At 72.0% G+C, this 24305-nt stretch carries 11 protein-coding genes; 7 read left to right on the top strand and 4 right to left on the bottom strand.

The features are described from left to right. The first annotated feature begins 91 nt into the window (after window positions 1-91). The 7 genes from O0S08_RS02150 to O0S08_RS02120 all read left to right on the top strand — a co-directional run bounded on the left by O0S08_RS02150 (window position 92) and on the right by O0S08_RS02120 (window position 19549). Window positions 92-2431, top strand: coding sequence for a DUF4215 domain-containing protein (locus tag O0S08_RS02150; protein WP_269037272.1), 2340 nt, complete (start codon window positions 92-94; stop codon window positions 2429-2431). A gap of 452 nt (window positions 2432-2883) precedes the next feature. Further along, the gene (locus O0S08_RS02145; protein WP_269037271.1) at window positions 2884-3018 is read left to right on the top strand and encodes a hypothetical protein; all 135 of its coding nucleotides are present in this window, start codon (window positions 2884-2886) and stop codon (window positions 3016-3018) included. 541 nt (window positions 3019-3559) lie between these two features. Beyond that, entirely contained in the window at window positions 3560-11038 is a 7479-nt protein-coding gene (locus O0S08_RS02140) for an RHS repeat domain-containing protein (protein ID WP_269037270.1), read from the top strand. A gap of 43 nt (window positions 11039-11081) precedes the next feature. Next, on the top strand, window positions 11082-14252 hold the full coding sequence (locus O0S08_RS02135; RefSeq protein ID WP_269037269.1) for a hypothetical protein: 3171 nt from the start codon (window positions 11082-11084) through the stop codon (window positions 14250-14252). Between the two features lie 7 nt (window positions 14253-14259). After that, on the top strand, window positions 14260-15690 hold the full coding sequence (locus tag O0S08_RS02130; protein WP_269037268.1) for a hypothetical protein: 1431 nt from the start codon (window positions 14260-14262) through the stop codon (window positions 15688-15690). Beyond that, complete coding sequence (locus tag O0S08_RS02125; protein WP_269037267.1) at window positions 15687-17852, top strand: phospholipase D-like domain-containing protein; 2166 nt, start codon at window positions 15687-15689, stop codon at window positions 17850-17852. Before O0S08_RS02130 ends, O0S08_RS02125 begins: the two co-directional genes overlap by 4 nt. A 263-nt stretch (window positions 17853-18115) precedes the next feature. Next, entirely contained in the window at window positions 18116-19549 is a 1434-nt protein-coding gene (locus O0S08_RS02120; RefSeq protein WP_269037266.1) for an NHL repeat-containing protein, read from the top strand. A 519-nt stretch (window positions 19550-20068) separates the two neighbouring features. Here O0S08_RS02120 and O0S08_RS02115 read toward each other — a convergent pair. The 4 genes from O0S08_RS02115 to O0S08_RS02100 all read right to left on the bottom strand — a co-directional run bounded on the left by O0S08_RS02115 (window position 20069) and on the right by O0S08_RS02100 (window position 24276). Further along, window positions 20069-21268, bottom strand: coding sequence for an adenylate/guanylate cyclase domain-containing protein (locus tag O0S08_RS02115; RefSeq protein WP_269037265.1), 1200 nt, complete (start codon window positions 21266-21268; stop codon window positions 20069-20071). Further along, window positions 21265-22194, bottom strand: coding sequence for an adenylate/guanylate cyclase domain-containing protein (locus O0S08_RS02110; RefSeq protein WP_269037264.1), 930 nt, complete (start codon window positions 22192-22194; stop codon window positions 21265-21267). The genes O0S08_RS02115 and O0S08_RS02110 overlap by 4 nt, the downstream gene beginning before the upstream one ends. Next, window positions 22155-22502, bottom strand: coding sequence for a hypothetical protein (locus O0S08_RS02105; RefSeq protein WP_269037263.1), 348 nt, complete (start codon window positions 22500-22502; stop codon window positions 22155-22157). The genes O0S08_RS02110 and O0S08_RS02105 overlap by 40 nt, the downstream gene beginning before the upstream one ends. Window positions 22503-22689: 187 nt before the next feature. Next, the gene (locus O0S08_RS02100; RefSeq protein ID WP_269037262.1) at window positions 22690-24276 is read right to left on the bottom strand and encodes a cellulase family glycosylhydrolase; all 1587 of its coding nucleotides are present in this window, start codon (window positions 24274-24276) and stop codon (window positions 22690-22692) included. Between the last annotated feature and the right edge of the window lie 29 nt (window positions 24277-24305).

The raw sequence follows: 24305 nt of genomic DNA, 5'->3' as shown, positions 1-24305 counted from the left end.
CGCGTCGCTACCACTGCTGCCCGTGAGTCTTTCTCCCGGGTCGCTACGAACCACCTGGTTTCTTCATCTCTCGTCTCCAATCGAGGCTCGCATGTCCCGCTCTCGTGCTTTCTTGTTGAAGCTCGTCGCTCCCCTCTGTCTGTCCGCCGTCGGTCTCGTGGCCTGCGGCGACAACAGCAACAGCACCAGCGCCGCCAACGCGTCGAACTCCGGCTCTGCCACCGACACGTCGACGGGCAGCATGACCGAGCCGACGGTCGGCGGCGTGAGCATGTCGGCCAGCGAGGCGACCGACGGCACGGCGGGCATCTCCGACTCGAACTCGGGCGTGCCGACCACCAGCGGCATGGGCATCTCCGACTCGAACTCGAGCGACACGATGCCCGACGACACGACCACGGGCATCGGCGGGGGCGGCTGCGGCGACGGCGTGCTCGACCCCGGCGAGGAATGTGACAGCGGCCCGAACAACGGCGGCGGCAACGAGTGCAAGCTCGGCTGCATGCTCAACATCTGCGGGGACACGTACATCGGCCCCGGCGAGGAGTGCGACAACGGGGCCGAGAACGGCGACATGAACGCCTGCAAGCCGGACTGCAAGACCGCCTTCTGCGGCGACGGCAAGGTCGGCCCCGGCGAGGGCTGCGACGACGGCAACCAGAACGACGCCGACACCTGCACCAACGGCTGCAAGCTCGCCACCTGCGGCGACGGCATCATCTCCGCCCAGGAGCAGTGCGACGACGGCAACGAGAGCAACGACGACGAGTGCACCAACAACTGCACCGCCGCCAAGTGCGGCGACAACTTCGTCCAGAGCAGCAACGGCGAGCAGTGCGACCAGGGCGTCAACAACTCGAACACCGGCGACTGCACCCTCGCCTGCAAGCCCGGGGTGTGCGGCGACGGCCTCCTGCACAACACCGGCAGCGGCGACGAGGAGTGTGACCTCGGCGCGGGCAACGGCCCGGGCCAGCAGTGCAACGCCCAGTGCCAGCTGAACACCTGCGGCGACGGCGACAAGAGCCCGACCGAGCAGTGCGACGACGGCAACAACCAGGGCGGCGACGGCTGCACCGCGATGTGCAAGCTCGAGGAGTGCGGCAACGAGGTCATCGACCCGGGCGAGCAGTGCGACGACGGCAAGAACGGCGACCAGGACGACGGCTGCACCGACTCCTGCGCCCTGCCGAAGTGCGGCGACGCGATCGTCCAGCCCAGCCTCGACGAGCAGTGCGACCTCGGCCCCGGCAACAACAACGCCGGCGCGTGCACCCTCGTGTGCACCGCGGCCAAGTGCGGCGACGGGCTGATCTGGCAGAACCACGAGGAGTGCGACGACGGCGCCAACAACTCCAACACCGGCACCTGCAAGGCCAACTGCACCAAGCAGTTCTGCGGCGACGGCTTCGTCGGCCCCGGCGAGGCCTGCGACGACGGCAACCAGAACAACAACGACTCCTGCACCAACGTGTGCAAGATGGCCAAGTGCGGCGACGGCTTCATCCAGCCGGGCGAGCAGTGCGACAACGGCGGCCTCAACAGCAACACCGGCACCTGCACCACCGCCTGCCTGACCCCGAAGTGCGGCGACGGCTACATCCAGCCGAGCAACAACGAGACCTGCGACGACGGCCTCAACAACGGCGACAGCAAGGCGTGCCTGTCGACCTGCGTGCCCGCCAAGTGCGGCGACGGCAAGACCTGGGTCGGCCAGGAGGAGTGCGACGACGGCAACAACGTCAACACCGACCTCTGCACCAACATGTGCAAGGCCGCCAAGTGCGGCGACGGCATCACCCAGCCGAACGCCGGCGAGACCTGCGACGACGGCAACGCCGACAACACCGACCTCTGCACCGCCTTCTGCGTCCCCGCCAAGTGCGGCGACGGCTACAAGCAGCCGCAGAACCAGGAGCAGTGCGACGACGGCAACAACGTCAACGACGACGCCTGCAGCAACGCCTGCAAGACCCCGACCTGCGGCGACAGCATCGTCCAGCCGGGCGCGCCCTACAACGAGCAGTGCGACAACGGCGCCAACAACGACAACACCAAGGCGTGCAACGCCACCTGCAAGAAGACCACCTGCGGCGACGGCGTCAAGCAGACCCCCAACGGCAACAACCAGAACGAGGTCTGCGACGACGGCAACCAGTCGAACGCCGACGCCTGCACCAACACCTGCGCCAAGACCGCCTGCGGCGACGGCACCGTCCAGAGCCCCAACGGCAACGGCCAGAACGAGGCCTGCGACGACGGCAACAACGTCAACACCGACGCCTGCAACGCCTGCGTCAAGACCACCTGCGGCGACGGCATCGTCCAGAGCCCCAACGGCAACGGCGTGCTCGAGATGTGCGACCAGGGCGCCCAGAACGGCACCCAGGGCTCGTTCTGCAGCAGCACCTGCCAGATCAAGCCGGCCTGATCCGAGCCGTCTGACCCGGCCCCCACGGGCCGCCTCCCGCGCGCCGCGGCGGACCTGTCCTCACGGACATCCGCTCGCGGCGCGCCGCCTTTGCTCCCGCCGCGGCCCGGCCTCACATGTCTCCAAGGACATCTCGAACCGGACCCCCGCCGACTTCATCGGTCTCTATCGGGAGCTCGACGAGGCCACTCTGTTCGCCGCGACCCGTCCGTGGTGGGTCCGCCCGCTCGCAGAGCACCAGCAGATCGAGTTCCTCTTGCCCCACGGCCGGAAGAAGAACGCCGTGCGATTCCTCGACCTGCCCGACGGCACCTTCGTCGCGCGCACCACCCTCCGCGAGGGTGAATGCTCGCTCCGCGGGCGGACCGATGCCCTCGAGCCCAGTCCGTCCGAAAAGCGACGGTACCCCCGCTCGGCGCCGCCGCTCTCACCAATCACCGGACGAGGTCGAGGTGATCGACGGGACGCTCGCGTCGCTCCTCGCGGCCGCCCTCGATTCCGGCGGCTCGACGGAGCTGCCCGCGACGAAGCGGATGGTGGACGTGCCGCCCGCGTATCTGCTCGCGTCGCCGCCTCCTCGCCCGTAGCTCGCGGATCCGGACGCCGCGTCCTCTACTGCTTCACCCGCTCGCCGGCGACGAGGCCCACGTCGTCACCGACGCTCATTCCGCCTCCGATCATTCGCACGGTACGGGCGACATCGTCGAAGTCGCACGCCGGGCGCGCATGCCGGGCGCATGCACGGCGGTATCTTCAGAGCATCGAGCCGGGGCCCCGAGCGGGCCGATTCGACCGCTGCACGCGTGCCTCGCCGACGCGACGTCAGGGCTTTCTCTCAATGCCCCATAAGGGCGCACCTTCAATAGGCATACGCCGAATCAGCGGCAGAGGTCGCTCGAACATGGTTGCGCGGCATCGGCCGGCGAGAGATCTCCCGGGCGCGGTTTCGCGGTGTGCACAATTAAACGCCGATTGCATCAAATCCCGTGGGCCGGTCCGTTAATGTTGGAATCGCCGATCGTTCTCTGCGCGCAAGTGATTGCTGCGCTCGTCTGCGAGCGAGGCGGCCCGCGAGTCGTGCGAAGAATCCCTCTATTGGCGGAGGACGCCATAATCTAGCCTCGCAATATGGCCGTCCGTCGTGGGATCAGCATCCTCGATCTGTTGCCGCAAACCACGGGAGTCGCGTTGCAGATCCCCGATGGTATCGTCGAGCGGATCGGCGTCCTCACGATCTTGGACCATCGGTCCACCACCAGCGACGACTACTTCCTCCACGAGGGCACGCTGCAGGCGCTCGCGGACGTGTTCGACCTCGACACCCAGAATTGGGCGCTGCGGATCCCCGGGTTGACGCACGGGCTGCCGTTCCGGCTGGCGATCGAGCGCCCCGCGGCGCCGCCGGCGGGGGAGCAGGAGGGGGCGCCGACCCTGTGGACAATCGACATTCAGGTCTGGGACGTCGAGATCCTCATCCCGGGCGCGGTCCCGGCGCAGCCGGTCGGCGGCACCGGCGTCACGCCGCTCACGCTCAAGAAGACCGGCGCCGGCAACGTGTACCTGGTCGCGCGCGGGGTCGTGCGGATCAGCGGCGGCGGCGGCGGCGACACTCAGGTCCAGGTCGTCGATTCACCGGACCCGCTCGATCCGACCGCCCCGACCGGCGCCGTCATTCGTCTGACCGCGCGGCCGCCGAGCTTCGTGTTCGGCGACACGAACTTCGGGATGACGCTCGATCAATTCGTCCTCGATCTGAGCAGCACCTTCACGCCGGCGGAGATCGCCGCGCGCGGCCACGGCGAGGAGTGGCAGGGCCTCGCGTTCCGCGAGACGACCTTCTATTTCCCGCCCGAAACGCCGCTGCTCAACAACCTCTCGGTCAGCGCCCGCGACGTGATCATCGGCGACCCGGGCGGCCTTCAGGGCGAGATCCGGGTCGAGTTCGGGCATGACTTCAACGACGTCTACAAGACCCGCCTGACGATCAAGGAGCAGCTGTCGGACGGCTCCGAGGTCGACGTCCCCGAGACCACCGTCGGCGGGGGGCCTCCTCTCGAGTACGCGATGACTCTCGGCCTCGGCGGGGTCAAGCGGCGCGTCCGCGCGGTGTTCGAGATCGGCGCCGGCGAGCTCATCCCCGGGCATACCGACCTCGCGGTGGTCGGCGTGTGGTGGAAGCTCCCGGACGGCTCCGAGGGCAATTCGTCGACCACTCCGTGGTTCGACGCGCCGACCTCCGAATTGAAATACAGCCTGCGGGTCGGCGCTCCCGGCACCGCGGGCCTCGTCGCGGAGCCGCCGAGCAATGTGCCGCCCGGTCAGACCCCGCTGGTCGAGGTGACCGTCACCTTCCCGCTGCAGGCCGGCGGTCCGACCGGCATCGGCCCGATCGTCGACGCGACGATCGACGGGGACACCCTCCGCAACGTCCTGCACCTCCGCGGCCCGCGAGATCGGCTGGCGACCGTCACCCTGACGTCGCGCGTCGGCACCGCGACCTGGACCCTCACCGGCGGCAGCGCGCCGTCCAGCTGGACGTGGACCTCGTCGATCACGCTGCCGCTCTTGCCCGACATCGGCTCGCGCGACCTCGTGGTGACGAACGAGGACGGCACCCGGCGAGTGCGGATCGACGTCGTGCCGACCGGCCCGATCGCGGTCGGCCACCAGAACACGGACGTCAACACCTCGCCGTCGCGGGTCACCGTCGTCGGCACCGGCGCGGCCACCCCGACCTCGGTCATCAACACCTTCCTCGCCAAGCCGTTCCACGAGCGCGCCGACCAGTCCGCGGCGCCGGCCCTCGCCACGATCGCCGGCACCGACGTCACCGTCCCGCAGGGCACGGACGCCGAGGTCGAGGTGCCGGTGCCGACCGGCGCGAACGATCCGCCGCCGCCGCCGGCCGTCCCGAACAGCACCCCGCGGGTCGTGCAGGTCCAGTACGACTGGGACCAGGCGGCGCCGATCCGCGTGCTCTACCCCTATTCCGGGTCGCCGACCGGCGACGCCAACCTGCACGAGGCCGACGCCTATCCGCTCGCGCTCGGGTTCACCGGCCGCTCGGGCCCGAACGGCAACAACGTCCAGCAGCAGCTGACCTCGTGGCTCGCCGAGCTCGGCGCTCCGAACGGGCGCAAGTACTACGTCCTCGGCCGCACCGACGACCTCAAGCTGCTCGGCAACAAGGCCGAGAACGACACCTACAACAACAGCCTGGCGACCCTGCGCGCCAACGCGGCCCGCGACGCCCTGATCGCGGCCGGCGCGACGCCTGCCGACATCACCGTGGCGATCGAGTCGAGCGGCTTCGGCTCGCCGCCGGCCGGCAGCCCGCCCGCGCGGTTCTCCGGGGCTCGCCGACTGGCGCTGCCGTGGCCGCAGTCGCCGGCGTTCGGCGCCACCGAGGCGCCGGTGTGGAACCGCAAGTGGAACCGGGACAGGGTCGATGATCGCAGCGCGGCGATCAACGACCCGAACCGTCGGCCGTACCGCTGCGCCGAGATCTACGTGGTCGACACCACCGCCCCGTCGGAGCCGCCGACGGTGCCGCCGAGCCCGGGCGTGCCGACGCGGATCCTCGTGCCGGGCCCCGACGGCCCGCCGCCTCCGGGGGTCAGCTCGACCACCGCCGGGCCGCCGCCGACGGATTACCGCGTGCGCCTGCGCGTCAAGTGGGACAGCCCGACCTACGTCGGCCCCGCCGACGCCATCCCGACCGAGGCCGAGGCGCTGTTCGCCTGGAAGGCCGCGGAGATCGAGCTGCCGTCGGGCGGGGGGCCAATTCCGCCGCCGACCGGGCCCGACTACTGGGAGATCCTGCTGCACTGGGTCTACGACGCGCGCAGCGGCCAGACCGAGGCGAGCGGCGCGCTCAGCCTGCCCGACGGCGCGCTGACCTGGCAGAGCAACCCGCTGGCCGGGGCGCTGGCGTTCGGGCCGGTGCTCGCGTCGCTGGTCGACGCGGCGGACGTGGTCCCCGACTCGATGCAGTTCGTCGCGGCCCTGGCGATGATCGCCGTCGGCGCGGCGATCGGCGAGCTGCTGAACTCCGGCGGTACGCCGAGCAGCGTCGACATCGACAAGTTCGCGATCTCGTACAAGTGGAACGGCGCGCCGCACGTCGCCGCGACCGTCGATTACACGATCGACCTGCGGGTCAACGTCAACGTCCTCGGCAACACGCTGGAGGGCCACCTGCGCCTGCGCTACAAGGGCGTCGGTCTGCGCTTCGACGGCCAGCCCGGGGGCGGCCTCGACGGCGTCGCGTTGACGTACGACGACATGAGCGTCGAGGTCGTCAGCACCGGCGCGTGGACCCTCGGCGGGCCGCTCGGCAACCTGATCCGGATCGCCGCCTCCCGCATGGGCAGCGGCTCGCAGTGGATGGAGTTCGACCTCGAGTTCGCGCTCGACCTCGGGGTCGTGCGGCTCGAGGGCGCGACCATCCGGCTCAAGCTGCCCGACGACAGCGCCCCGTTCTCGGTCGAGTTCCGCGGCCTCACCGCGACCGTCGACATCCCCGGCGCGCTCAAGGGCCGCGGCGCGGTCACGATCGGCGACGGCGGCTCGTTCCGCGCCCTGCTGAGCCTGGAGGTCATCCCCGCCAAGCTCAGCGCCTACGGGGCGCTGGCCGTCGACCAGGACTTCGTCGCGGTCGAGGTCGGCGTGCAATTGCCGGTCGGCATCCCGCTCGGCGCGACCGGCTTCGGCATCTTCGGCTTCATCGGCCGGTTCGTCGCCAACGGCACCCGCAACCTCGACGGCCTGGTCGCCACCGAGCCGGTGCAGAAGCAGCTCGAGTGGTACACCCGCTCGCCGGACCTGAAGTACAAGCGCAAGTCCGGCCAGTACGCCTTCGGCGTCGGCGCCGTGGTCGGGACGTTGCCCGACAGCGGCTTCACCTTCAACGCCGAGGGCTCGCTGACGATCGGCTTCCCCGACGTGTCGGTGATCTTCGGCATCGACGCGCACCTCGTCACCCAGCGCAAGAGCGCGGCGACCGAGTCGGGCACGCCCTCCGGCGGCGGCGGCCTGCGGATCCTCGGCATGATCTTGATCGAGCCCACCTCGATCATGATCGGCGTCCGCGGCTCGTACGAGATCCCGAAGGTCCTCAAGCTCGAGATCCCGATCTCCGCCTACTTCCCGCTCGCCGGCGGGGACGCGTGGTACATCCGGATCGGCTCCGACAACCACGCGACGCGCCCGGGCAGCCCGGTGACGATCACCCTGCTGCCGGAGATCCTCGACGTGCGCGCGTGGGCGTTCGTCATGATCGAGGAGCGCCAGCTCCACGGCCTCGGCGGCACTCTGGTCCCGCTCGACCTCGCCGACCCGCTCGACTTCGACGGCTTCTCGATCGGCATGGGCGCCGGCTTCGACCTCAAGTGGTCCGCGGGTCCGTTCAAGCTCGAAATCAGCGCGTTCCTGCTGGTCGGCATCGGCACCAAGCCGCTGCTGTTCGCCGGCGCGGCCGGCGTCAAGGGCGAGCTCGACCTGGTGCTGATCTCGGTCGGCGTCGACGGCCTGGTGCACTTCCACATCTCGCCCGGCTACAGCTACTTCGAGGGCCACTTCTGCGGCCACGTCGACCTGTTCTTCTTCGAGATCTCCGGCTGCGTCGACATCCGGATCGGCGACGACCCGCCGTCGAACATCCCGGTGCCGGAGTCGCCGATCGCCGGGATGGACCTGTGCGACCACCTCGCGGTCGTCAAGGGCACCGCCTCGCGCAACGGCGCCGGCGCGGTGCCGACGGTGTGGCCCGACACGATCGCGGTGCTCCGCTTCGCCCACTTCATCGCCGACGGCCTCGGCGCCTCCGACTTCGACCGCCGGCTGGTCCCGCCCGCCGCGCTGTCGCCGTGGAGCGGCTCGACCGAGCTCAAGTACGCCTTCCGCCTGAAGACCGTCGAGCTGTGGAAGCTGACCGGCGCCGACCCGAACAACGCGGCGCACTGGACGAAGGTGACCGGGCCGTTCGACTCGGCGTGGTGGCTGCCGTCGTGGCGCGCCTCGATCATCGAGGGCGGCGACACCACCGGCCCGAGCACCGAGGAGGGCCGCGAGCTCGGCCTGTTCAGCTGGGACCCGCGCGCCTGGTCGCGCTGGCTCGGCGAGGGCTCGCAGGAGGTCCCCGGCAACCCCGGCAACACGGTCGAGCACGTGTGCGACGAGGTCGCGCCGGCCGAGCCGTCGTGCGCCTACGGCCGCGCCCGCGAGTACGCGTACGGCACGCTCGGCCAGTTCAGGGCCCAGCCTCCGGCGAGCGCGGTGTTCCCGAGCCGCTTCAAGGCGTTCGCCAGGTTCCCCACCGGCCTCGACGCCGGCATGCTCGCGGCGCTCGGCGCCGACGTCGGCTGGACGTGGATCCCCGGCGCCGTCGCCCCGCTGCACGGAGCGATCGATCTGCACGGCACCTCGCTCGCCGAGGGCTGGCGGTTCCCGTCGTGGCGCGCCGTCGGCAAGATCGTCGGCACCGCGCCGATCGTCCTCCCGCTGTCGAAGCCGCTCCTCGCCGGCGAGCTGGTCCTCGAGGTCTGCAGCGACAAGGAGACCGAGGTCATCGGCAACGGCATCTGCGACGACATGCCGAGCGGCGACGGCATGATCGACGGCTTCACCGGCAAGTCGAAGACGAAGTACTCCGGCAGCTCGCTCCAGCCGTTCTTCACCAACAACGAGTGGGCCCTGCGCCTGCTCAAGAACGTGCTCGACGGCCAGTATCCGGCCCAGACCGACGCGGTCGCGGTCGAGGTCGACCCGGCGGGCGCCTCCGCGACGCTCACCGCGTTCGGCCCCAACAACGTGGTCCTCGGCACCGCCCAGACCGTCGGCACGGGCCGGCAGTGGCTGCGGGTCGAGGCGCCGGGGATCGTGCGGATGCGGCTCACCGGTGAGAAGCAGCCGGTCGTGTACGAGGTGTGCTGGGGCCGCAGGCGGCCGATCCTCGACCTCGTCACGTTCGAGCAGCTCGAGTGGCCGCGGGTGATCGCCTTCGACATCCACGACAAGTCGAAGCAGCTTCAGCCCGAGGTCCTGAAGGGCGAGGGCACCTGCCCGAAACTGCTGTACAAGCTGCCGGAGGGCGAGGGCTGGACCCGCGTCGAGGTCGCGCCGTGGAACCGCGGCGACGTCGCCCTCGTCGCGCTGTGCGGCGTGACCCTCGAGGCGAGGGCCGCCCAGCAGGCCGAGGTCGAGCACCGCGCCTCGCTGATCGACCTGATGCAGCAGTGGGTCGCCGCCGCGCTCGACAACAAGCCGACGCACACGACCTACCTCGACGACGTCTCGACCTACGAGATCCGGGTCGCGTGGCAGTACCAGGGCTTCCGCCCGGCCAACCCCGGCGACGAACCGGCGCCGCCGGCGTCGAACGGCTGGATCGATCCGCCGGGCATGCCCGAGCGCTTCCGCTTCACCACCGCGGCCTTCGGTCTGACCGCCGCGCCGCCGCCGGTCGAGGGCTCGAGCCTCGAGGACCCGGCCCAGGGCGGCCCAGGCTTCGACGAGCGGACCTTCGACCCCCGCGGCGTCGCCCGCTACCTCACCCGCGCGGCCCCGTCGCACGAGGACCCGCCGCACTTCCTCGACGACCACGCCGGCTTCTGGTTCATGGTCGATCACCTCGAGTCGCTGGTCGACAAGTACGACCGCACCTTGCAGGTCAAGGTCCTGCACACGCGGCCGCCCGCCGGCTCGATGCACGGGGTCGAAGCCCACCACCCGGGCGGCCTGCACCTCCTCGACGTGACGATCGCGGCCGAGTGGAAGGTCGACACCAGGACCTGGTTCGCGGCCGACCAGCTGCTCGTGGAGGCGGTCGCCGCGGCCCCGTGCATCGGCGGCACGCCGGCGGTCGGCTCCTCGTCGGTGTCCGTCACCGCCGACCTCGAGCCGCGCACCGAGTACGACCTGCTGCTCAACGCGGCGCCGAAGATCGTCGACGCGTTCGCCGAGGTCCCGATCGCCCGCAGTCACTTCCGGACCTCGCGCTACCGCAACCCGACGGAGATGCTGCGCGCGCTGGGCTTCGCCTCGCCGCTCGGCCTGTCGCCGCCGACCGACGCCCTGATCGCCGCCCCGCTCGCCGCCGGACCGCTGGCGATCGGCGACACCGAGCTCGACGCTGCGCTCACGACCCTCGGCCTCGACCCGTGGCCGCTGCCGCCCGCCCCGCGCACCACGGTGCTGTGGCTGCAGCCGACCGCGCCGGGTCAGCCGTGGCGAGTCGCCGGCGTCCTGGTCGAGGCGGACGAGCCGGTGTGGCGCGCCGGGCTCCGCACGGGCGCGCAGGGCGAGCCGGAGCCGCCGCCGCGGCTCGAGGTGATGAGCCTCCGGATCTTCCGCACCTACGAGCAGCTGGTGACCTTCCCCTTGCCGCCGCACTTCGTCACCACGCGGACGGCGCTGGCGAGCCTGAGCGAGCGGGTGCGCAATGCCTCGGGCACGCGCTCGATCTTCATCGCCAACACCCCGATCCCGATGACGGGCGGACGGATCTACGACCTCGAGGTCCGCTTCAAGGAGAACGGCAACCCGGGCGCCACCGGAGCCGCGCCGATGGTCGATCGCCCGTTGTTCGTGCTGGAGGAGGGCGACTGATGCCGAGGACCACGCTTCCCACCACCACGACGGAGGAGTCACGATGAGCAGCACCCAGGCCCCCGTGTGGGCGTTCCATGCCGAAGCGATCGACGGCGTCGGCGATACGCACCTCCCGACCGGGATCCACGTCCGCGCCCTGCCGTCGGCTCGCCTCGGCCTGCCCGCCGCGCCGCTGGTCGTGTACCGCGCGGTGCTCAAGGACGGTCAGCTGAAGGAGCTCGCGCACGACGGCGGCGTCACGTGGATCGACAGCCACGGCGTGACGCGGACCGTGCCGTTCGACGTCAGCCCGGAGAACCCGGTGTACGGCTACTTCCCGGCGCCGGAGGTGTTCTGGGCCGAGCTGATCGCCGAGGCCGAGGTCTTCGCACCGCCGAAGGAGCCGCCGCTCAAGGACATCACCGAGCTGGCCAAGGGCGAGTTCAAGGACGAGTCCGAGCTGAAGAATTTCGTCGACAAGCTGGGCGACATCCTCGACCAGCAGCAGAGCCCCGCGGGCGGGCTGCGCTTCGAGGCCCTGGCGAGCACCGGCGTCGGCTCGGCGCCGATCCTGTCGCGCTCGTCCCCCCGCTACGCGATCGCGGCCTGGACGATCCAGCGCGTGCGCGTGGTCGGCAAGGGCACCGTCAAGGGCATCAAGTGGCTCGACTCGGCGGCGCTCAAGAAGGCCCAGCTGGCCGAGCAGCTGTGGCAGCTGTGGAGCCTGCCGGTCAAGCCGGCGCCGCGCTACATCCCGACGCCGAACGCCGCGTCGGAGGCCAAGGACCGGGTGTACCGCGGCGGCGCGACCCGCCTGCCGATGTACATCGCCCACACCGCGGTCGCCCCCGTGACCGCGCCCGCGGCGAACCCCGGCGACGCCATGGACCGCGTCGACCAGGTCCGCAGCGAGATCGATCGCTGGCTCGAGCTCGTCCTCAACGACACCAGCGTCGAGACCTGGGAGGTCACCGACACGCAGGACGTCGACGGCAAGGACGGCAACGTCAAGGTGCCGGTCGAACCGTTCGTCCTCGCCGGCGCGGTCGACCCGGACGTCGGCCACTTCCTCGGCTTCGGCGACGTCGACATCAAGCCGCCCGCGGGTGATGGCTCGCTCGTGTTCTACCGCGTGCGCGGCCTGTGGCGCTGGCGGTCGAAGCAGTGGAACTCGGCCCAGCAGCAGTCCTTCTCCGCCGCCGTGCGCGCCGACGCCAAGACCGCGGAGGCCGGCTTCCCGGAGCTCAAGGGCCTCGTGCCCGACGAGAAGGGCCCGTTCGTCGACCTCCACGCGACCGCCGTCGCGTTCGTCGGCACGCCACCCGAGCTGCCGCCGGAGATGACCTTCGACAGCGCGGAAGATCGCGGCTGGCTCGCCGCACCGCCGCCGCCGGACGTCCGCCGCGCCCTGCGTCTCCTCGCCAGTCACTTCCGGCCGCACGCACTGGCCGCGCTCGCGGCGACCGACGTCCGCGGCGACCGCACCCTGCACGCGTTCCCGAAGTACGGCCGGATCGTCGTCGGCGAGCCGCCGCCGCCAGGGCTCCCGCTGCCGCTCGTGGTGTCGCGACCGATCGATCAAGGCGCCCCCGGCGAGGGCCGCTTCGAGGAGCGCGACGCCCCCGAAGGCGCCGTCTACTACCGCCTCGCAGAGGGCGACTGGTTCGGCCGGTGGTCGCCGTGGCGCACGCTCCTGGCCCCGGCGAAGGCCCGCACCCCGCCGATGCGCCCGGTGATCGAGATCTACCCGCAGCCGCCGACCGTCACCTCGCCGGTCCAGACCGGCCTGCTGCACTGCACCATCGCGCTGCGGATCCCGATCCCCCGCGACTCCGAGCTCCCGCCCGGCGGCGCCCAGCTCGCGCGCCTCGACCTGCTCGAGACCTTCGACGGCAGCCCGACCACGACCGTCACGATCAACCTCTCGAGCCCCTCGCCCGCGGTGATCGAGTCACTCCCGCCCGCGCCCGACATGCTGCTCATCACGCGCGACGGCCCCGACCTGCCGCGCTGCGGCTCGCGCAAGGTCAGCTACACCGCCCGCTGGTTCGACGTCCTCGGCCTCGTCTCGCCCGACGCCCTGCCGGCCGAGCGCACGATCGTCGACCCGCGCCCGCCGCCGCCCCCGGCCGTGATCACCGAGCTGCGCTGGACCGCTCGCCCCGACGCCCAGGGCTACGCGCGCGTCGACCTCGACTTCGGGACGACGATCGGCACCCGCTACCGCGTGTTCGCCAGCAACGAGACCCTGCTGCTCAAGGCGCTCGAGCAGGACGGCCACCTCGCCGCGCGCGACGAGATCCTCGCGGCCGAACCCGGCGCCCCGCGGGCCGAGAAGTTCAAGGACCACAAGGCGCTGTTCGGCTGGGACCACTTCGAGGGCCTGACGAAGCAGCCGATCGTCGCCACCTCGACCACCACCCGCTTCATCCACCGCGTGTCGGGCTCGCTCGAGACCTTGACGATCTACCGCGTGCTCGGCGAGGGCCCCTCGGGGGCGCTGTCGGAGATGTCCGAGGCCGACCTCGTGCCGTTCGCGGTGCCGAACCTCGGCCCCCCGACGCGGCCGCAGGTCGCGGTCGTCAACGCCGGCCTCGACCCGACCACCCAGGGCGTCAAGCTGCGCGTCAAGGTCCCGCGCAGCAAGGCGGTCCCGAAGGCCTGGCGCCTGCGGCGGACCAGCACGCCGACGCGCGAGCAGCTGGCGATGCGGATCGTCGACGCCGGCCCGGTGACGGGCGCGGAGGTCGACGGCGAGGGCACCAGCTTCGACATCCTCGCCCCCGCGCCGCTCAGGCCGTGGCGCGTCTACAAATTCGCGGTCGAGGTGCAGGCCGACGATCCGCCGGGCGCGCCGACGGTCGGCGTGATCCTCCCCGGCGAGTGGAGCGAGGCGAGCGCCCAGGCGACGGTCTCGGTGATCCCGCCGAACCCGCCCGCCGCGCCGAGCAGCGTCACGGTGCAGAACCTCTCCGGCGCGCTGCGGATCACGCTCAGCCACCCGAACGCCGACAGCCTGTACGGCACCCCGATCGGCCTGCACCGCTTCGAGGTGTGGCGCATCGAACCGAACCAGCGGCCCGCGCGGCGCGAGGTGGTCTTCACGCGCGACGCGGAAGACACATGGGTCGGCGCCGACCCCGGAGACGGGCCCGCCGGCACCTACGTGACAGTCTCGATCATCGACCCCGTCGGCCGGCGCAGCGACGCGACGCCCTCCAACCAGATCTGAGGTCCCGATGGCCATCACGCTGAATCCTCCGCTCGACAACCTCGGCATCATGGCCCCGGTGCTCGGGCCGTGGTTCTCCGACGACGCCGTCAACCTCGGCGTCCCGGTCCCCGCGCAGCGGCTCCGGCTGCCTGTCAACTTCGCCGCCGCCACCGACTGGTTCGCGCCGGCGACCGGCACCCTGAGCCTGTTCGTGACCGACGCCGCCAACCCGCCGCCGGCCCTCGACACGCTGCAGGACAGCAGCGGCGCCTGGCCGTTCGCCAACGGCCGAATCGTCGCCTTCTTCCGCCTCCTGCCGGAGGTCGAGGCGAGGTTGCACGCGCTCGTCGGCCTGATCCCCGCAGCGACCGCCGACCCCGTCGACGACCCGCCGACCGAGGCCGGGGTGCCGACCCGCCCGCAGGTCCGCAGCCTGGCGATCGTCCTGCCGGCCGCGACCCCGCTGACCCCCGCCGGCATCTACCCGTTCTTCGGCGGCGCGGCCGGCATCCCCGGCAGCGACGACGCCGAGCGGATGGCCGCGATCGGCCTCGCGATCGCCGGCGGCAACCTCGTCAACGCGGCCCTGCCGATGACGTGGTTGCGCCGACCCGGCGGGGAGCTGGCGGACCGCGACATCCTGTTGCAGGGGCTGGTCGGCCAGGTCGACCTGTGGGCGTTCGATCGCCGCGGCCGCGCGATCGACCCCGGCGCGGTCGCGTGCTGGTGGTCGTGGCTGCTCTCGACCGCGGTCGGCGACGATCCGGCGACCGACGACGAGGACATCCAGCTGCTCGCGCCGGACATCGACGCGGAGGACTACCCGCAGCAGGACGATCAGCCGGTGGTCGTGCAGTTCGCCGCCCAGCGGACCGCCCACCTGGTCGACGCGCACGAGGGCCCGCTCGCGGCGCCGTTCATCGGCGGCGGCAACCGCCTGGAGGTCGACGGCGCCGCGGCGGCCGGCGAGCTCGTGCAGGTCGGCGGCGAAGACCCCATCGCGTTGACGTTCGCGGCTGTGCCGCCGCCGGGCGCTCCGCCGCCGCTCGACAACCCGGCGCTCGACGACGCCCCGCGGGCCCGCATGGCCGTGCTGCCGACCGGCAACTACGGGGCCGAAGCGAACCTGTGGCCCGGCGGTCCGGTGCACGCCGGACTGACGCGAGACTTCGTGCGCGTGGCGGTGGTCGACGAGGAGCGGCACCTGGTCGGGGTGGCCCGCGGCGACAGCCGGGCCGGCACCACCCCCCCCGCAGTGCGCCGGTCCGCGGCCCAGAACCGCCCGAGCACGCGCATCAACGTCAGCCGCACCAGCACCACCGACGGCGTCCTGCTCGCCAACGGGCAGGCCACCGCCGACGCCTTGCTCGCGGTGCCCAACGCGAACGACCCCACGCGGCTGGTGCTCGGCCTCGGCGACGTCGCGTGGGCGGCGCGCCGAGCCCCGCGGCAGTGACCCCCGGCGCCGGCCCGCTGCCGCCTGTCCTCGCGGACAGCGGCACCGCGGACCCGAGCGAGGGCCAGTACCGCGTCCGCGCCCTCACCGGCGGCGGCGCCCTCGCGGAAGATCACCAGACCGTCCTCGTCGAGGTCAACCTCGGCCCCGCCTGCGCCGGCGCGTGGGTGCGGGCCTGGCCGCTCGGCTTCGACCTCTCGGTCGGCCTGCACTTCCGCACCAGCGGCGGCGCCGGGCGCGTCAACGGCGACGGCGTCGCCCACCTCACGATGGTCCTGCTCAACGGCATGCTCGGCGCCACCGGCCTGCTCGGCATGGACACGCTCGTCCTGCTCCTCGACGACGACGGCGCCATCGCGGCCCAGCGCCGCTACGCCGACCGCCGCTTCACTCGCCCCACCCCGATCGCCGGCGCCGCAGCGACCACGGTCACCGGCGACTGGGTCGTCTGCGAGACCGGGGCCACCGGCACCGGCGCCTTGCCCAACGGCGCGGTGCCTCCCGGCGGCCACGTGGTGCTGGTGTCGGGCACCCCGGCGATCGTCGACCGCACCGCGATCCCGGCCGCCGCGTGGGACGACAACACCCTGCGCAATCGCCTGCAGGCGACCGACATCGTCTCGCTGACGGCGCCCGCGTTCGGCTCGACCCCCGATCGCGCGGACGCCACGGGTCGCCCGCTACCGCGCACCCCGACGGCCGGCGGCGATCCGCAGGGCGGCATCGACACGATCGTCGGCGACCGCCTGCACCGCCTCGACCGCGACCTCATCGGCACGATCACCGCGTCCTCGATCCCGTACATCCTGCTCGACCGCCTCGAGGTCGCGGCGGCGACCTCCGGCGACGACGCCGCGACCGCCGTCATCGGCTCCTCGCCCCCGGTCCCGTGGGCGCTCGAGCCGGCCCGCGACTTCTTCCTCGGTCACCCCGGCGTGCCCGCGGCGATCGAGATCCACGGCACCGGCGTCAACCTCACCGGCGCGCCGGCGGTCGCGGTCGCGGAGTACGTGCGCGAGCGGACTGCGGGGCTGTCGTTCACCGAGGTGCAGGCGCTGACCGAGCCGGTCCGCTCGACGGCGATCCAGAGCGAGCTCGCGGTCGCGGCCGAGGCCTCCACCCCGCTGCCGACGATCGCCGACGGCGACGGCGCGGGGCCCGTGGTCGCCGTCCTGCGCACCTCGGCGCTGGGCATGGAGGGCATGCCCGGGGTCGCCCAGGCCGCGGTCGACAACGACATCTTCCCCCTCAGCCAGAACGAGGTCGAGCTCGAGGCCTGGCTCGACGCCAACATCCCGATCGGCGGCGGCGCGGGCACTGCCCTGCGCAACGCCGTCGGCGACGAGATCGACTCGATCACCCGCGCCCTCGACCGCCGGCTCCTCACCGCGAGGTGGGGCGCCCGCGAGGCGCTCACCGCCCTGCTGGCGGCGATCGACCGCGCCCAGGACTTCATCTATCTCGAGACCCCCGCGGTCGACGACGAGATCCTCGATCCGGACGGCGAGGCCGTGCATTGGTGGCAACGGCTGATCGATCGCATGACCCTCGCGCGCCGGGGCCTGCGGCTGATCCTCTGCGTCCCGACCCTGCTCGGACCCGGCACGCCGAAGCGGCTGCAGGAGGTCCGCAATCACTGCCTGCTCACGGCCGTCGACAGGCTCCGGGGCCTGGCGCCCGACCGCGTCGCGGTGTTCTCGCCCGGCGCCGGCGCCGACCGGTCGGTGCGCTTCGCCAGCACCTCGGTGGTGATCGACGACGCGTTCGCGCTGACCGGCACGACCCATCTCTGGCGCCGCGGCCTGACCTGGGACTCGTCGCTGGCGGCCGCGGTGTTCGACGAGCGGGTGATCGACGGCCGTCCTCAAGACGTCCGCGCGTTCCGGATCCAGCTACTCGCCGACCGCCTCGGGATCCCGACCACGCGCGTCCCCGAGGACGCCGCCGAGCTGGTGCGAGCGATCCGCGACTTCGACGCCCGCGGCAGCAACCGCCTGTCGGTCACCCCGATCGTGCGCCCGACGGAGACGCCGACGCAAACCGAGATCGACGCCTGGAACGCCGACGGCGCCAAGCCCGGCCTCAACGTCGCCGACCTCGCGACCCTGCTGCAGCAGTACCTCGTCTTCACCGACGTCGACCACGCGATCGTCGAGGGCTGACGCCCCACGAGGTCGAAGCTCACCGCCGACGTGCCTCGCCGCGAGGACCGTCGGCGGGAACCGAGGCTCGAGCCCACGCGCGACCTCATCGACCTTCGCCACCGAACACTGACCTGACGGCTCGCGGCGTCTCCGCGCGAAGCCGCCGGCCAGGGCGCATCCACGCGCGATGGAGCGAGCCAACCACGGCCGCGCACCGCTTCCGCGGCGTCGATGACGGAAACCGCCTGGGACGGGCACGAGGCCCACAGGAGGTCCTCCGTTTGCCTTTCTCTACTCGCACCCTACACGTCGCGCTCGCCGCGTTCGCCCTCCCTGCCTGCATCCCGTCGATCATCGTGGGCGACAGCCCACAGGACGAGGACAGCACCGCCACGACCACCGCCAGCCCCGACACCACGATCGGCTCCCCGACCGACGGCGATTCACCGACCGGCGCGTCGACGGACGACACCTCCCCGACCCTCACCACCGGCGAGCCGCTCCCCGGCGTGTGTGGCGACGGCGTCGTCGACGCCGACGAGGCCTGCGACGACGGCGACGCCGACCCGGACGACGGCTGCGCGGCCGACTGTACGCGCGTCGGCGTGCCGTTGTGGACGCACACCTTCAACGGCCCCGCGAACCTGCTCGACCGCACCAGCGCCGTCGCGTTCGATCCGTCCGGTCGGGTCATCGTCGTCGGCACCACCTACCTCGAGCCGGAGGTCAGCGCCGGGCTGATACTCGTGCTCGACCCTGCCGGCGCCGAGGTGTGGAAGAAGGTCTTGCCGGCCGGGCCCGACATCAAGTCCGGCCTGAGCGCGGTCACCGTCGACGACGCCGGCACGATCTATGCGGCCGGCTACACCACCGGGCTCGCGGCGTCGATCGACATCCGCGCCTTCGACCCCGCCGGCGCCGAACTGTGGACCTTCAGCGAGCCGGGCCCGGCGGACAACTTCAGCTTCGATTCGAACTTCGGCGACCTCGCGGTGACGGACGACGCCCTGTTCTCGTGCGGGTTCGAACGCATCAGCCCGGACAGCGTCGGGCTGGTCGCCCGGCGCCATCAGAAGGACGGCGGCTCGGTCGTGTGGAGGTCGACCACCACCGGCGGCGCCCCGCAGGCCGACGGCAAGGGCCTCGCGGTGGCGGGCGCGAACGTGGTCGTGGTCGGCCACGCGTTCGGCGGCGAGGAGGAGGGGTTTTTGCGCCCGATCGCCGCCGTGTTCGACGACGCCGGCGGACTCACCTCGGTCACTGTCGAGGAAGTGACCGGCTTCTGGCGCGCCGTCGCGGCGATCGGCGCGGGCGGCGACGTCGTCCTCGCCGGCAGCTTCGCCGACGCCGAGGACGACGACGTACGACAGCTCGTCGTCCGCCGGCTCGGCCCCGATGGCGGTGAAGTGTGGACGCGCTTCGATCCGCTCGACGTGCACGCCATCGAGGCCACGGGAGTCGCCATCGGCGCCGGCGAGGAGATCGTGGTGTCCGGCGCCTTCCTCACCCCGGAGCATCAGCAGGACATGGTCGCCGCCCGTCTCCGCGGCGACGGCGGCCTGGTATGGGCTGCCACCTACGACAACGCCGAGGCCCACGAGAACGAAGTGACCAGCGCGACCGCCTTCGGCCCGGACTTCGTCGTCGTCGCCGGGCACGAGATGACCTTGACCGAGGACTACAACGGGTGGGTGCGCGCGTACGCGATCGAGTGAGCCCGACGCGCTCGTCGAGCTCGATAACCTCGTGATCGCCTCGATCGAGGTCGCGGCGATCGAGGTCGCGTCAATTGACGCCCCGCTCGTCGAGCCCGATCGAGGTCGCGCCCCTCGACGCCCCGCTCGTCGAGCTCGATCGAGGTCGCGTCCCTCGACGTCACGCTCCCCTTTCGTCGAGGTCGCGCTCGTCGAGCTCGCTATCATCGAAGTCGCATCGATCGAGTCGCGTCGATCGAGGTCGCGGCGATCGAGGTCGCGTCGGTCGAGGTCGCGTCAATCGAGGTCGCGTCGATCGAGGTCGCGTCGGTCGAGGTCGCGTCAATCGAGGTCGCGTCGATCGAGGTCGCGTCGATCGAGTCGCCTGGTCGAAGTCCCGTCGATCGAAGTCGCATCGATCCAGGTCGCGTCGATCGAGGTCGCCATGCTCGAGGCAGCGACGTTCGAGGTCGCGATCCTCGACGTAGCGCTCGTCGACGTCGCGCTCGTGTCGCCGCCGGTCTCGCCCCGCGGTCTACCTCAAGCCACGACCGTCGCCAGGCTGCGATACCCCTCGGGCTCGCCGCGGACCACCGCCGCCCGCTCCTCGCCGGTGAGCTCGGCCCAGGTCGCGGCGTCGACCACCACCTGTTCGGGCGTCGCTCGCTCTTCCATGGCGAAGGCCGCCTCGATCGCCGCGCCCCACATGTCGTAGGCCAGCTTGTTGGTGCCGACCACGCCGGCGATGACCTCGCCGGTGCCGACGCCGATGCGCACCCGGATCCCGCGGGCCTGGCAGTCCTCGGCCCGCTCGACGGCCGCGCGCATGCGCAGCGCCAGGTCGACCGCCGCGCGGGCCGACGGCTCGCGCCCCGACATGCCCACGGCCGCCACGTACGCGTCGCCGACCGTCTTCACCTTGTCGGCGCCGCGCTCCTTGCAGACCGCATCGAACGCGCTGAACGTCGCGTTGAGCACGCGGACGATGTCCTCCGCGGCTGCCTCTTCGGCCAGGCGGGTGAAGCCGGCGATGTCGCACACCACCACGCTGACCTGCGCGTGGCGGCGGCCGACCCCCTCGCCGCCCTCGCGCAGCGTCGCCACGAACTCGGCCGGCAGCACCGCCCCGAGCAGCGCGTCGGTGCGGCGCCGCAGCGCCCGCAGCTCCTCGCGCGTCCGCGCCGTCACTCGCTGCGCGTAGTACGTCGCCACCGCCGTCGCCACCGCCACCAGCGAGATGTTGATCTGGAAGTTGCTGCGCACGCCCTCGGGCGCCATCGGCATCATCGGCGCCACCGTGAACGCGAAGCAGAAGCCGAGGAACGCCGCCGCGTTGAGGCTCGCCACCGCCAGCGCCGCCTGTCGGCGCTCGCTGGGGAACAGCATGAACGTCAGCACGCTCACCGGCAGGTACCAGTACTGCAGCCCGTAGCTCGGCCCGAACAGCGACGCCGCCCCCGCCGTCGACAGCAGCGTGTAGAGCACGAACAGCACCGCCGCCAGCGTGTGGTGGCCCCGCACCGACAGCCCCAGCGACAGCAGCGGCGGCACCACCCCGGCCAACAGCGCGTACGCCAGCCCGCCCGGCGACGTCGCCCCGTAGACGGCGCTGAGCAGCATCGTCATCCCCGTGAAGCCGCTCGCCAGCAGGCACAGGCCGTGGAGGAACACCACGTGCTGGCTCTCGAGCGGGGCGGCCTGCGGCGCCAGCCCCAGCCGCATCAGCCGACCGAGCTTCACGGCCCGCGCCCCGCCTTGCGAACGCCGCGGACGAAGTACGTCTTCATCGCGCCCTTGCCCTTGATCTCCACCCCCTCGCGCGCGCTGCACTCGAAGCGGTGGTTGACCTTGGCGAACGTCAGCGGCGAGATGTGGACCTCGCCCGCCAGCCCGTGCATCTCCATGCGCTGGGCCGTGTTGACGGTGTCGCCCCACAGGTCGTAGGTCGGCCGCACCTGCCCGATCACCCCCGCGACCACCGGCCCCGAGTTGACCCCGATCCGCACCGCGATCCCCGGCATCGCCGCGAACTCGTCGCGCAGCGCCAACGCCAGCGCCACCAGCACCTCCGCGTGATCGGGGCGGTACATCGGCAGCCCGGCCGCGGCGACGAAGCTCGTCCCGGTGGTCTTGATCTTCTCGGCCCCGAGCTCGGCGCAGCGGCGGTCGATCGCGGCGAACACCGCGTGCAGCCGGGCCAGGTACGCCTCCGCCGTCTGCCCCTCGGCCGGGCGGTCGAGCCCGATCACCCGGCAGAACAGCACCGACGCGTCGCCGTGGCGCTCCGCGATCTCCTGCTCGCCCGCCTGCAGGCGGCGCCCGATCTCCTCGGGGAACACGCTGCGGAGCAGCCGCTCCGACTTGGCCCGCTCGTGCTCGAGGTCGGCCTCGGCCAGCGCGTTGAACGAGCGCGAGCCGTAGCCGACCAGCAGGATCACCGCCGCCAGCATCCCCTGGTGCGTGTACTGGTTGGGCCCGTACTGGGCCACGCGGCGGGCCAGGTCGCCGTCGAGGTCCCAGCCGTAGACCAGCACCGCCAGGCAGATCGACGCCGCCAGCGCGGTGCCCAGCGCGGCCGTCTGCTCGCGGCTGGGGAACAGCAGGAACGGCAGCGCCGCGCCGAGGATCAGCAGAAGAAGTTGCCGTAGTCGAGGCCGATGGTCCACGAGCCCATCAGGATCGACGTCATGATCGTCCCGTGGAACACCAGCGCCGCGTCGCGCGGGCGCCCGCGGGCGTGCAGCGCGAACACGGCCGCGAGCCCGCCGACGGTCACCCCCAGGTGGACCAGCAATTCGGGGTCGAGCGGCCTGCCGGTGCCGAGGTGACCGGCGCAGCTCATCGCGATCCCGACCAGCGCCAGGCCGTTCTGCAGGCGGATCCGCCTGCCGTCCTCTCGGGACATGTCCTCGCGGACACCGACCGCGACGGCCCGCGACAACGCCGCTCGCACCCGCAGGACCGCGTTCGTCACGTCCATGGCACCTTACCGGAAACCCCTGCAGGCGTCTCACCGGGGCCATGGGGCCGCCGGCGCGGAAACGAGCCGCGCGCGCGGGGCGACCGGCCCCCGCCCGCGGACACGACATTCCTCTCGGGACATGTCCCAAAGAACATGCGGACAATTGTTCGCCGCGGCGGCTCGGCCCGCTCGAAGCGGCTCAGTCGGCGACCGTCACGCGGACCTCGACCTGGGCTCCGTCCGGGGCCTGCACGCGCAGCTCGCCGCGGCTCGGGTCGAGCGTGTAGCAAGCGCCCTCGGGCCCGGCCAGCGTCGTCAGTTCGATGTCGAGCGAGGCGCCGTCGAACCGGCGCTGCGGCAGGGCGATCTCGCTGACGCCGCCGTCGCCGGTCCAGCTGGCGGTGGCCGTGGTCTGGTCCCAGGAGAAGGCGCTGTCCGTGCCTGCGACCGCGCGCAGGTACGGGCGGACGAACACGTCGAGGCTGTCGAGCTCGCTGCCGTCGGCCGCGAGCACCGACAGGTCCTCCCCGTTCCACGCGACCTCGTTCTGCGAGCACTCCCACAAGGTGCCCGACAACCGGCGCGCGTCCATTTGGTCGAGCGCCCGGGTGAGCCACTCCTCGGCGCCGGTCGCCCCGTGGCCGTAGCCGAATTCGCCGATGAGCACGCCCAGCCCCTCCGCCGCCGCGAAGTCGGCGATGTCGTCGAGGTACGGCTCCGGCATCATCCCGACCGACGGCAGGCCCTTCACGAGCCCCGCGTCGTACATGTGCGCGGCGTACACGAGCCCCGAGCCCTCGGGCCGCACGTGCTCGATCGGCTGGAACCCGATCGCGTCGGTCCCCGGGTTGTTGAAGAGGATCAGCAGCTCGTCGCCGGCCAGCGCTCGCAGCTGCGCCACCGCCTCGGTGTGGAACGGGTTCAGCGTCTCGTGCTTCCACGTGGGGATGTCCCCCGCGGTGCCCGAGCCGGGCTCGTTGAGGATCTCGAGCCCCACCACGCCGGGGTGGTCGCCGACCCGCGCGATCATCTGTCCCCACATGGCGAAGAACTTCGCGTGCAGCCCGTCCTCGTCGGCCCAGAAGCGGTCGAAGGCCGCCCGCACGTCGCCGTCGAGCACGTACTTGAGCCCCCAGTCGGCGTCCGGACAGGTGTGCGGCTCGGGCGGCGGATCTTGCGGCAAAGTCCACGGCGGGAACCCGTCGCCGCAGTAGGTCGAGGTGTAGATGTCCTGGTGGAAATCGACGATCACCCGCAGGCCGTGCGACCACGCGACGTCGACCATGGCCGCGTAACGGTCGAGGTAGCGCGCGTCGTACTGCCCCGGGGTCGGCTCGAGCGCCTCCCACGAGAACAGCAGGCGCACCACGTTGATGCCCCAGCCCGGCAGCCGCGCGAAGAACTCCTGCGCCGCGGCCTCGAACGCCGCCTGCTCGATCTCCGCGTCGACCGGGAACGGCACGAACGGCGCCCACTTCGAGCGCCCTCCGGTGTTGACCCCGCGCAGCAGCACGTCGCGCCCGTGCTCGTCGTGCAGCCGCCCCGCGGCGTCGAGGCCGAGGCGCGCGCTGGCCAAAAGGACAGGTTCGATCGGGCTCGCGCACTCGCCCGGCGCGAGCGGCTCCCCCGTGGTCGTCGTCGGCGCCGCGGTCGACGAGCCCGTCGGTCCCGTGGTCGCCGGCCCGTCCGTCGTCGTCGCCGTGGTCGCCTCGCTCGCGCCGGTGCCCGGAGACGGAGCTCCGCCGCAGCCGATCGCCGCCGTCAACAGTACAAGCCCCCTGCGCATGCCCGGATAGTAGGCGGTCCACGCGCCGC

Source organism: Nannocystis punicea, assembly GCF_026965555.1.
Lineage (GTDB): Bacteria > Myxococcota_A > Polyangia > Nannocystales > Nannocystaceae > Nannocystis > Nannocystis punicea.
This window is presented reverse-complemented; position numbering and strand designations above follow the sequence as displayed.

Bases quoted from the DNA above. Each gene is read 5' to 3' on its own strand.
- O0S08_RS02150 (WP_269037272.1), top strand. From the start codon at position 92: ATGTCCCGCTCTCGTGCTTTCTTGTTGAAGCTCGTCGCTCCCCTCTGT.
- O0S08_RS02140 (WP_269037270.1), top strand. From the start codon at position 3,560: ATGGCCGTCCGTCGTGGGATCAGCATCCTCGATCTGTTGCCGCAAACC.
- O0S08_RS02135 (WP_269037269.1), top strand. From the start codon at position 11,082: ATGAGCAGCACCCAGGCCCCCGTGTGGGCGTTCCATGCCGAAGCGATC.
- O0S08_RS02130 (WP_269037268.1), top strand. From the start codon at position 14,260: ATGGCCATCACGCTGAATCCTCCGCTCGACAACCTCGGCATCATGGCC.
- O0S08_RS02100 (WP_269037262.1), bottom strand. From the start codon at position 24,276: ATGCGCAGGGGGCTTGTACTGTTGACGGCGGCGATCGGCTGCGGCGGA.